General features: G+C 46.2%; 10 protein-coding genes, 9 tRNA genes and 1 rRNA gene. 1 reads left to right on the plus strand and 19 read right to left on the minus strand.

Going from position 1 to position 10,797, the window contains the following annotated elements:
• Positions 1-3 precede the first annotated feature (3 nt).
• The gene (locus PAHA3_RS17840; RefSeq protein WP_062836163.1) at positions 4-717 is read right to left on the minus strand and encodes a YetF domain-containing protein; all 714 of its coding nucleotides are present in this window, start codon (positions 715-717) and stop codon (positions 4-6) included.
• 226 nt (positions 718-943) lie between these two features.
• On the opposite strand from PAHA3_RS17840, the gene PAHA3_RS17845 reads away from it, so the two are divergent.
• Complete coding sequence (locus PAHA3_RS17845; protein ID WP_062835897.1) at positions 944-1,336, plus strand: TIGR04086 family membrane protein; 393 nt, start codon at positions 944-946, stop codon at positions 1,334-1,336.
• Positions 1,337-1,464: 128 nt separating this feature from the next.
• On the opposite strand, the gene yajC is transcribed toward PAHA3_RS17845, so the two are convergent.
• The 18 genes from yajC to rrf form a co-directional block, all read right to left on the minus strand.
• Positions 1,465-1,779, minus strand: a complete 315-nt coding sequence (gene yajC, locus PAHA3_RS17850; RefSeq protein WP_062835898.1) for a preprotein translocase subunit YajC — start codon at positions 1,777-1,779, stop codon at positions 1,465-1,467.
• A gap of 67 nt (positions 1,780-1,846) precedes the next feature.
• Positions 1,847-2,983, minus strand: a complete 1,137-nt coding sequence (gene tgt, locus PAHA3_RS17855; RefSeq protein ID WP_036616872.1) for a tRNA guanosine(34) transglycosylase Tgt — start codon at positions 2,981-2,983, stop codon at positions 1,847-1,849.
• An 84-nt stretch (positions 2,984-3,067) separates the two neighbouring features.
• Positions 3,068-4,096, minus strand: a complete 1,029-nt coding sequence (queA, locus tag PAHA3_RS17860; protein WP_062835899.1) for a tRNA preQ1(34) S-adenosylmethionine ribosyltransferase-isomerase QueA — start codon at positions 4,094-4,096, stop codon at positions 3,068-3,070.
• Between the two features lie 7 nt (positions 4,097-4,103).
• Positions 4,104-6,206, minus strand: a complete 2,103-nt coding sequence (locus PAHA3_RS17865; RefSeq protein ID WP_062835900.1) for a SpoIID/LytB domain-containing protein — start codon at positions 6,204-6,206, stop codon at positions 4,104-4,106.
• Positions 6,207-6,295: 89 nt separating this feature from the next.
• Positions 6,296-7,306, minus strand: coding sequence for a Holliday junction branch migration DNA helicase RuvB (ruvB, locus tag PAHA3_RS17870; RefSeq protein ID WP_062836164.1), 1,011 nt, complete (start codon positions 7,304-7,306; stop codon positions 6,296-6,298).
• A gap of 55 nt (positions 7,307-7,361) precedes the next feature.
• Positions 7,362-7,976 carry a Holliday junction branch migration protein RuvA gene (ruvA, locus tag PAHA3_RS17875; protein WP_062835901.1) on the minus strand — a complete coding sequence of 205 codons (615 nt, stop codon included), beginning with the start codon at positions 7,974-7,976 and terminating at the stop codon, positions 7,362-7,364.
• Entirely contained in the window at positions 7,973-8,476 is a 504-nt protein-coding gene (gene ruvC, locus PAHA3_RS17880; RefSeq protein WP_017686765.1) for a crossover junction endodeoxyribonuclease RuvC, read from the minus strand. Before ruvC ends, ruvA begins: the two co-directional genes overlap by 4 nt.
• 305 nt (positions 8,477-8,781) lie before the next feature.
• Positions 8,782-9,474 (minus strand): BofC C-terminal domain-containing protein, encoded by a 693-nt coding sequence (locus tag PAHA3_RS17885; protein ID WP_062835902.1) that lies wholly within the window; start codon positions 9,472-9,474, stop codon positions 8,782-8,784.
• 202 nt (positions 9,475-9,676) lie between these two features.
• Positions 9,677-9,750, minus strand: a tRNA-Pro gene (locus tag PAHA3_RS17890).
• Between the two features lie 7 nt (positions 9,751-9,757).
• Positions 9,758-9,836 (minus strand) — tRNA-Leu (locus PAHA3_RS17895).
• A gap of 16 nt (positions 9,837-9,852) precedes the next feature.
• A tRNA-Arg gene (locus PAHA3_RS17900) sits at positions 9,853-9,929 on the minus strand.
• Between the two features lie 6 nt (positions 9,930-9,935).
• Positions 9,936-10,010: transfer RNA gene (locus tag PAHA3_RS17905), tRNA-Gly, on the minus strand.
• A 25-nt stretch (positions 10,011-10,035) separates the two neighbouring features.
• A tRNA-Asp gene (locus PAHA3_RS17910) sits at positions 10,036-10,113 on the minus strand.
• A gap of 27 nt (positions 10,114-10,140) precedes the next feature.
• Positions 10,141-10,214 (minus strand) — tRNA-Met (locus tag PAHA3_RS17915).
• A 20-nt stretch (positions 10,215-10,234) separates the two neighbouring features.
• A tRNA-Val gene (locus PAHA3_RS17920) sits at positions 10,235-10,310 on the minus strand.
• Between the two features lie 7 nt (positions 10,311-10,317).
• Positions 10,318-10,389: transfer RNA gene (locus PAHA3_RS17925), tRNA-Glu, on the minus strand.
• Between the two features lie 4 nt (positions 10,390-10,393).
• Positions 10,394-10,469, minus strand: a tRNA-Asn gene (locus PAHA3_RS17930).
• Between the two features lie 84 nt (positions 10,470-10,553).
• Positions 10,554-10,670: ribosomal RNA gene (gene rrf, locus PAHA3_RS17935) — 5S ribosomal RNA — on the minus strand.
• Positions 10,671-10,797 lie beyond the last annotated feature (127 nt).

Raw genomic sequence — 10,797 nt, forward strand, 5'->3', positions numbered from 1 at the left:
ATTTCATTTTTTATCATCTTTTGGACTTACATACACCTTGCCATTGTGATCGATAGAACATATAAACACATCTTTAAAATCCATAATTCCGTTATGCTGAATTTGATTTTTTAGCCAAAATCTCGTTCTCTGGATGAGTTCCAGATTCTGATCCTGAACCTTGCCGTCCATAATCAAGGGCAGTGGCAGACCTTCATATTTGATATTAGGAAATCCATCAATCTGATCTTTTCCTGTTTTGGATTTACTGGAAGAAGACTCGTCTGAGTCAGATCCGGAAGAACTGCTGTCGTTAGAAGCATTCTGGTCTTTGGGAAAAACGGTCAGCTTACCTGTGGTTTCCAAAATGGCGAAATCCACCTCACCAATACTGTCTACATTCTGTTCTCGGAGTTGTAGCAACAGATCATCCAGGTTATATCGCTGCTTGCGCATCTCATCCCGATGAAGAACGCCTTTGGAGATCAATACCGTAGGTTTACCATCAATCATCAAACGAAGTCTTCGACTCTTCAGACCGACAAAGGCCATTCCGATTTGCACGATAATGACCGTCAGCATGGGAGCAATGCCATGAGAAAGAGGTTTATCTATATCTTCAATGACAAAGGCAGCCATCTCTGCGAGCATAATCGACACGACCAGATCAAACATGGATAGCTTACCGATCTCACGTTTACCCATAACCCGAATAGCACAATACACAAGAAAGTACATGAGAATGGTTCGAAAGATATGTGCTCCGACATCAGGGAAGTTCACAATAGGGGTCCTCCTTCGAAACTGAGTTTTTGACAGTTAACTGTAGTGCAATCCCTATTTTGACCTGAACCTTACATGCTCATCCAGAAATAATCCGTTCATTTAATGGAAATCAGTTCATAAGTCCGAAGGCTTGACCATACACTGTATTAACTTCAAACTTGTACAAGGGGGTTGCTTCATGCAATTGATCCGCCGCTTGGTTTCGTTTCGAGTGTCCAATCCGATTCTGTCAGGCCTCTGTCAGGCTTTTGTATGGATGTTTATCGGAGCATTAATTCTCTCCCTCTTTCTCTGGATGAGCGGAATGCGGGAACAGGACCTCTCGTTGTATACCTATGTTGTTCATGGCTTGTCGCTATTGGTTGGTGGTTTTGTGGCAGGCAAACGTTCTGGTGAAAAAGGATGGTACTACGGAGGCATTACCGGAATCATATATGGACTCCTCGTGCTGCTGATCGGATTTCTCGCGTTGGACGCTTCGTTTAATTGGAAAGATAGTTTGCAACTGCTCAGCGCCTTCTTCATCTCAGCTCTCGGTGGCATGTTCGGCGTTAATACGCATCGTTCCTAGCTGACTGGTGAAGAACATCGACCTTCCCACATAAAACAAAAAAAAAGAGAACCGGGTCTCCATGGAGATCCGGTTCTCTGCTAGGGAATACGCCACAAACGTACCCTCGTTAATCTATGTTACAGTAACTATTCAACAGCCGTTTCACGAGCTACAGCCGTGCTAATTGCATTACGGTCAAACGTAAGCTTAGTTACATCATTTACACGCAATACAACCACATCGTCCGTAATCTCAGCGATCGTACCGTGAAGGCCACCAATCGTTACAATTTTATCGCCTTTTTTCAATTGGCTCAGCATGGAATTACGTTGCTTTTGCTTTTTGTTCTGTGGACGAATCATCAAGAAGTAAAAAATTGCAACCATGAGTACCAAAGGTACAATCAAGGATACAATGCCTCCGCCCGCTTGTGCTCCTGCTAGAGTCATTCCCTGAAACATTTAAACTCCCCCTTATCGACTATACGTACAGATATTGCTTGTTACGCCGGTTTCCTTTAAACCTTAATCAGAAACCTTTGTCATTGTCATGAAGACCATATTGATCGAAAAATTCATCCCGGAAATCAAGCAAACGATCTTCCATAATGGCTTTACGTACATTACGCATCAAATTCTGCAAAAAATGAAGATTATGGATTGTCGTCAAACGCAGGCCAAATGTTTCATCTGCTTTGATCAAATGACGCAGGTAAGCTCTGGAATAGTTGCGACAAGTGTAGCAATCACATTCAGGGTCAAGTGGCCCAAAATCAGTTGCAAACTTGGCATTGCGAACTACCAGACGTCCTTGGCTGGTCATTGTTGTTCCGTTACGGGCAATCCGAGTAGGCAGAACACAATCGAACATGTCCACTCCACGAATTGATCCCTCAATCAACGCATCGGGCGAACCTACCCCCATCAAATAACGTGGTTTATTGGACGGCAACAAAGGTAACGTGTAATCCAATACACCATACATCAAATGTTTCGGTTCTCCAACACTCAGTCCACCAATAGCATACCCCGGGAAATCCATGGAAGTCAAATCTGCGGCGCTCTGACGGCGAAGATCTTCATGCATGCCTCCCTGTACGATGGCAAACAGACCTTGATCATGCGGACGAGCGTGACTTTCGAGACAACGTTCCGCCCAGCGGCTCGTTCTTTCGAGTGATTTTTTGACATATTCATATTCAGCCGGATACGGTGGGCATTCATCAAAAGCCATCATAATATCAGAGCCAAGCGCGTTCTGGATTTCCATGGCCACTTCAGGTGAAAGGAACTTCTTGTCTCCATTCAAATGGGAGCGGAAGTTAACGCCTTCCTCCGTAATTTTGCGCATCTCGCTGAGCGAGAATACTTGGAATCCGCCGCTGTCCGTCAGAATTGGACGATCCCAGTTCATGAACTTGTGCAATCCGCCAGCTTCGCGAATGATTTCATGTCCTGGTCTCAGAAACAGATGATACGTATTACTTAAGATAATCTGAGCATCCATTTCTTTCAACTCTTCAGGGCTCATTGTTTTGACAGTCGCCTGTGTACCTACAGGCATAAAGGTCGGTGTCTCAATAATACCGTGAGGTGTATGTACACGTCCCAGACGTGCACCGGATTGTTTACAAGTTTTGATATGTTCATACGTAATTGCTGCCATTGGTTTTAATCATCCTCTAAAGTTAATCGTTATTCTAATGAAGCAATTTTATAATATCTTTAGTAGTGAGTTATAAAATTGCTTCTAGTATATCAACATGGCATCGCCGAAGCTGAAGAACCGATATTGCTCTTGGATGGCTTCCTCATATGCCTGCATAATATGTTCCCTGCCTGCTAGTGCACTAACCAACATAACCAACGTGGATTTCGGGAGATGAAAATTCGTAAGCATCCCATCGATCACTTTAAAGGAATAGCCCGGATAGATGAAAATGCTGGTCCATCCGCTGCTCGCTTGCAGTATTCCATTTTCAAATTTGCTGCCTACCGTTTCCAAAGTCCGGCAGCTTGTTGTACCAACCGCAAAAACGCGGTGTCCATTCTCTTTGGTCTGGTTAATCAGATCTGCTGTTTCTTGCGATAAGGAGTAATATTCCTCATGCATGACATGATCTTCTACAACGTCTACCGACATCGGTCTGAACGTGCCCAGTCCTACATGAAGCGTGATGAAGGCGACATTAACGCCCTTTGCACGAATCTGATCCAACAATTCATCCGTAAAATGAAGTCCCGCTGTGGGTGCAGCCGCTGAGCCTTCATGCTTCGCATACACGGTCTGATACCGTTCGCGGTCATCCAATGTCTCTTTGATATAAGGTGGCAATGGCATCTCACCCAGACGGTCCAGAATCTCTTGGAAGATTCCATCATACGTAAACCTAAGTGTACGTGCACCCATCTCGCCCTCTTCTTCTATAATCGCCTTCAATTCATCACCAAATATGATGACCGAACCGGCTTTCAGTTTTTTACCTGGCTTAACCAGTGCTTCCCACTTGTCGCCTTCCACATTTTTAAGCAATAACACTTCTGCTTTTGCTCCGGTATCTTCTTTTGTACCGAACAAACGGGCTGGAAGAACACGTGTATCATTCAGAATCAATGTATCGCCAGAATTCAGAAAGTCGATAATATCAGGAAACGTTTGATGATTAATCTCACCACTATCTTTGTTCAAAGTAAGCAACCGAGATGCCGTGCGATCAAGCAGCGGCGTTTGTGCAATCAATTGCTCTGGTAATTCAAAATCATATAAGTTCACATTCATTTTAGTTTCATTCCTTAACAATAGTCGCATTTTGATAATAGTGTTTCAATATTGCCTGGTAATCATACCCTTCATCTGCCATGCCTTTGGCTCCCCATTGGGACAAGCCCAATCCGTGGCCATTACCCTGACCGATGAACATGTAGGTCTGACCCTGCGTTACCGCTCTCGCTTGACCATCACCACTCATTACCACGAGTGCATTACCGGATGACGTTCCTGTGCCAGAAGAAGACAATACAGAGGCACCATTTGAGCCGGTTTTACTGGCTGTCTTGCCGTCAGCGCCTAATACAGTATAACTTCCGGTCCCTGCAATATCAAATAAAGTGCTCGGTAATCCACCCAGCGCAGAGCGGTAGGTATCAGCATATTTCACCGTCATAGCCTGTCCGTTGGCAGTGACTTCAAGTGCTCTTCCGGAAGGTCCACGCTTGGTTACTTCCAAGGTTGAAATTGAAGCAGGAACAGATGCTGTCGTTTTACCCTGAAGAGATTTAACCAACTGAGCTGAAGTGAAAGGTCCTCTCACCCAGGCGTAGTCATTGGATTGAGCCACTTTTGCCAGTACAACAGCTTCGTTACCTGGATTCATTTTGGCTACAGGTTCAACGGTGGATTGAATTAACGGAATGGCACGTACATTGGTGTTCTGAGCCGTTACCGTCACTTTGGCCAGTCCCGCATTGGTCTTGGTCGTTAATTCTTTGATGTTATCCTCACGAATGTACCCGCTAACGCCTGAACTCAGCAGCACATGGTACCACGTATGTAATCCTGCCTGGGCTGATGTATCCCCTGAGCTAACCACATTGGTGAACACACCTGCTCCGCCATTCCATACCTCAGAAGGATGAGCCGTCTGTCCGCCCGCATTGGAGGAGAACACAGCTTCGATGATTTTACCACCGCTCTTGACCACTTCTCCAGCCGTTGCATCTACTGCACTGGTTACTTTATCGTTTTCCGAACCAATCCCGTTATAGGCTTGGCTGAGAGTTGTATCCACGACATTGGCAATTTTGAAACGTTCACCCTGTTGAAGCGCGTAGGATCGAGCAGCTACGGCTTGAACTTTCAGAGCCTCAGCAGGCCAAGAGGAATACACCTCTGCCCCTACAACAGAGTACAGGTATTGCTCCAGTGGAACGACGTTGACCAACGCCAGATCACCGCTCACGATACTGATTTCCATATCTCCACGATACGTTCGCTGGGAACGCTCCACTACTTTGATACCATTGCTATTCCCTTGTACCAATGCTTTGGCTTCAATACCTGCAATGGTGTAATGAGGAGCTGTTTTGAGTGCATCCGTACTTAATCCGGCATCCTGACGGATGATGAGCCCTGCACTATTGTTGACAGGTGAAAGGCTTACCCCCGGAGCTTTGGCTTCCACACTTTTCTTCAATGTGGATAATTCCGCATCCGTAGAAGCTTCACCCACCCATACCGCATATGCTTGACTTCCCCCACTTAATTGAAGGACTGGGTAGGCACTAACTCCTGTTGATGAAAGGCTGGCTTGTGCTGCCTCTGCTTCCTGAATCGAACCATAGGTTCCAGCAGACAGGCGTTTACTTCCCGTTACAGCTGGCTTTTGACCAGCCAATTGAGCTGCTGCTACCTTTTGTACTCGTGTAACAGCTTGTCCTGCCAGTGCCTCCGTTGCATAGTTACCTGTGTAGAGCTGGTAGATCGCATTTCCATTTAAAGAGGTTGTGAACAGCAACGGCTTATCCGCGGTTGCCTGCAACAATTTTGCTGCTGCGGATGCTGCCTTAAAGTCCGCAGTTTCCAACACCTTCACTCGGAATCCATCTGCACTGAAACGTGCTTGCCCTGCCGGGAGACTCACATTTGCGCCACTCTCCGATTGGATGCTCCATTGTCCCGTCGATTCAAGCGTAATGAGTGGTGTAGTTGATTTATACGTACTACCCAGATTCGCAAACATGGCTACCCGGATCGTCTGTCCATCATTTCCTGCTGCAAATGCAGGCACTTGCAGACAACCCACTGTCAAAAGAGCTGCCGCCAGTACCTTCAATCGACGACTCCACTTCTTCGTTCGTATTGCTTTTCCCACAATCAGACTCCTCTCCATGCATTTCCTTCACTTTTATATCGGGTTAACACGTGATTATTTCAATGTTTACGGTGAATGTTCAAATCATGAATGTTCACCAGGTTTGATTATTTCCCGTCTCTTGGTGGAACAGGCAGACCCAAGTGATGATAGGCGAGATCTGTTACAATCCTACCCCTTGGTGTACGCTGAATCATACCAATCTGAAGCAGATACGGTTCATATACATCTTCGATCGTTTGACTTTCTTCACCGATTGTAGCAGCAATGGTATCCAACCCTACCGGGCCCCCCCGGAAGCTGTTGATCATCGATTTGAGCATCTTATGATCAATCTCATCCAAGCCACGTGGATCAATCTGGAGACGTTGCAGCGCTTCTTCCGCCAGTGTCTGCGTTATAATTCCATCACCACGCACCTGTGCAAAGTCACGTACCCGTTTTAGCAAACGGTTCGCGATCCTCGGTGTCCCACGCGAGCGCAATGCAATCTCTTCCGCAGCATCTCCCACAATCTCCACACCCAAAATTTCGGTAGAGCGTGAGACGATATAAGCCAGCTCATCAACCGTATAGAATTCTAAGCGACTGATAACACCAAATCGGTCTCGAAGTGGCGCAGACAGCAAACCAGCACGCGTTGTAGCCCCAATCAGAGTGAATGGTGGCAGATCCAGCCGAACGGAACGTGCACTCGGACCTTTACCAATCATAATATCCAATGCCGAATCTTCCATAGCGGGATACATAACTTCTTCAACCGTACGATGCAAACGATGAATCTCATCAATAAACAGGACGTCGCCTTCCTGCAGATTGGTTAACAATGCTGCAAGATCACCCGGGCGTTCAATGGCCGGGCCCGACGTCGTTCGTAAGTTAACGCCCAATTCGTTGGCAATAATATTGGCAAGTGTTGTTTTACCAAGTCCAGGTGGTCCATATAACAAAACGTGATCCAATGCCTCATTACGAAATTTGGCAGCTTCAATATATATCTTTAAATTTTCCTTCACCTGATTCTGCCCGATATATTCATTTAGATACCGAGGACGAAGGCTCAACTCAACATTCTGGTCCTCCATCATCAGGTTCGCGGAAATAATCCGATCATCCATGTTCATCCCTACCTTTTTTTGCAGGCTACAGCTATATTATAATATGCAAATTGTATTATCCCGTAAACAGCATTTGCAGCGCCTTTTTCATCAACACATCAACGGAATCCGCTGTAGTAACATCCTTTTTCATTTTGAGCCATACTTTATCAAGCTCACTGTCAGTATACCCAAGTGCCTTAAGACCTTCACGTGCCTCATCCCAGGCTGAACCACTTCCCGACTCTTCCGATGGAGGAGCGAACAGACCTGTTGCATACGCTGCCGCGCCAAAACTATCCAGCTTATCCTTAAGATCCAGGATCATGCGTTGTGCAGTCTTCTTGCCGATGCCTGGCAGTTTGGTCAAGAACGTAAGATTCTCCTGATAAATCGCCGTAACCACATGTTCTGGTGTACCTCCAGCGAGTATGCCCAAAGCTACTTTTGGACCGATACCAGATACTTCAATCAATTTACGGAACAAACGCTGTTCATCCCGTGTAACAAATCCAAACAGCAACATCGCATCCTCACGCACATGATGGTGAGTGTACACCGTAATTTCGCCTTCCTGCTTCGCAAACGCAAATGGATTCGGACAGAATACGCGATACCCCACACCATGAACATCCAGCACAATATAATCATTCTCTACATGAATGAACTGTCCTCTTAGAAAATCAATCATTTTCGCAATACCTCATTCAACTTGGAATTTAATGTATAAGAGTGTGCGTGGCACACGGCTACAGCCAATGCATCCGCTACGTCATCCGGCTTAGGAACGACTTGAAGACGCAAGAACATTTTGACCATCTCCTGTACTTGCTTCTTTTCTGCTTTACCGTACCCAACAACGGCCTGCTTGATCTGCATTGGTGTATACTCTGCAATAGGCAAACCCTTCTGCGCGGCAGCGAGTACCATAACTCCTCTGGCCTGACTGACAGACATTGCTGTTGTAACGTTCCGATTGAAAAAAAGTTTCTCCAGCGCTACTGCGTCCGGTTTGTATTTATCAATCAATTGCACCATACCTTCATATACGTGAAGCAACCGTTCCTCTTCAGGGGTATGGGCTTCCGTCTGAATACATCCATATTGTACGGGTACCACCTTACTGCCGATTTTATCTACAAAACCAAAACCAACAATCGCAATCCCCGGGTCAATTCCCAAAAAACGCAAAACCATCTCTCCCTCACAAAAGCGAACATATGTATCGTTCATTTCATTATAACAAAAGATAGACCCTGCGGCAGGAAAAACTTTGTCTAACTAATTACTCGTCTTTATTCGTGTATTTTTTACATGTTTATACGTATTTCCATGTATTTCAATTCAAACGACAAAAAGGACATCTCTTCGATGTCCTTCACCACATTCCACATATTTTGGGATCTATCCCTAGTTTTGCAAACCCCCGATGCTAATGCTATACACCATTTTTTCAGTACTACAGTATCTTATTGCTGTAGGTGAGAACGATTGGATTACCCGCCATTGCGGATTAGATGGTGGTCCTCATCCACTGCATAGTCACTAAACGTAGAGATTACGCTATCATATTCATCCTTGTCCTGAATCCGAATACCCTGCTGCAATTGCTCCAGTACGCCTTCAGGTAAAGAACTCTCCAACGTCCCAACATCCAATTGAAAGAATGTACGAATGACCTTCTCTTCTGCTGGCTTACCCTCATACAAATTAAGATTACCTACAGCATCTATGCTGATGTACGCCTGCTGTTTACAGAGCGGTGAGAGGTCATCTACACGTTGCTTCAAGTGAAGCTCGTCTTTTGTTCCAACCGTAGCATCCCATTCCGGATGTTGAGTCAGCAGCATCTTCAATTGTGGTCTGGCCATCTTGCCTAACTGCTCTGTCTCCACTCCGCAGATGTACTCTGTTTCCAGAACCACACTCGTTAAATGATCCGGATCAGCATCAAGTTGCTCTACTAGAGCCTGAATCTCCTGTTCAGATCTTGTTTCCTGCGTAACAGGTCCCATCACACTGGTTGCCTCACTGAAATTAGTCGTCAGTAAACGTTCAATCGTAGATGAGATAGGCAACCCGCTATAAGCCAATATGGTAACTGCAAGTAAAGCCGCGGTCATCCATAATGTTCTTTTCCACCGTCGCCAGCGTCTCTTGAATTGTTTTCTGAAGTTAAACGTGTTCACATGAACCCCTTCTATCACTTTTTAACCCTATTGTGACCTAAAGAACGAGGCTTTATGCAATACTAACTCGTTGTCTTGTGAGGGAACTCGCATGTATTATGTTAGAGCACATATTGTGATAGTATCCGGATTGTATTGATCGTAACTTATAAAGATAAACATAAAAAAAGTACTATCTAATTATAGATAGTACTTTTCGAGATCGGGATGACACGATTTGAACATGCGACCCCCTGGTCCCAAACCAGGTGCTCTACCAAGCTGAGCTACATCCCGTTATATATACCGGCGAGAGGACTCGAACCTCCACGGTTTCCCACTCGATTTTGAGTCGAGCGCGTCTGCCATTCCGCCACGCCGGCAAATTTGTAGTTATAATGGCGCGCCCTGAGAGATTCGAACTCCCGGCCTTTTGATTCGTAGTCAAACGCTCTATCCAGCTGAGCTAAGGGCGCAAAAATTGGAGCGGAAGACGGGAATCGAACCCGCGACCCTCGCCTTGGCAAGGCGATGCTCTACCGCTGAGCCACTTCCGCATGCGGTACTAACTAAGTATAAAAATGGCGGAACCGACGGGATTCGAACCCGCGATCTCCTGCGTGACAGGCAGGCATGTTAGGCCAACTACACCACGGTTCCAGATCACTTTCTCAAAGGAAAGTATAATTGCGGGGGCAGGATTTGAACCTGCGGCCTTCGGGTTATGAGCCCGACGAGCTACCGGGCTGCTCCACCCCGCGTCATTATAAAATTGATTATATGGTGGAGGCTGAGGGGATCGAACCCCCGACCCTCTGCTTGTAAGGCAGATGCTCTCCCAGCTGAGCTAAGCCTCCATCTATATGACCCGTAGGGGATTCGAACCCCTGTTACCTCCGTGAAAGGGAGGTGTCTTAACCCCTTGACCAACGGGCCTTACTGGCTCCCCGAACAGGGCTCGAACCTGTGACAACTCGATTAACAGTCGAGTGCTCTACCAACTGAGCTATCAGGGAATAATATGCATTTGCAGTGCAAATGCAATTCATCGTACAACGTCCACATGCAGAGCCTGTTTTCTATGTATGATGAAAGAGTTCGCTTGGCGGCGTCCTACTCTCCCAGGACCCTGCGGTCCAAGTACCATCGGCGCTAGAGGGCTTAACGGTCGTGTTCGGGATGGGTACGTGTGGAACCCCTCCGCCATCGCCACCAAACGCGGTGCTTACATTTCAGAGTGTTGTTCTCTGAAAACTAGATTCGAAACGAAACACGCGAATTATCACTTGCATATTGGATAAGCCCTCGACCGATTAGTACTGGTCAGCTCCATGCATTGCTGCA

The organism is Paenibacillus amylolyticus, assembly GCF_001570725.1.
Taxonomy (GTDB): domain Bacteria; phylum Bacillota; class Bacilli; order Paenibacillales; family Paenibacillaceae; genus Paenibacillus; species Paenibacillus amylolyticus_A.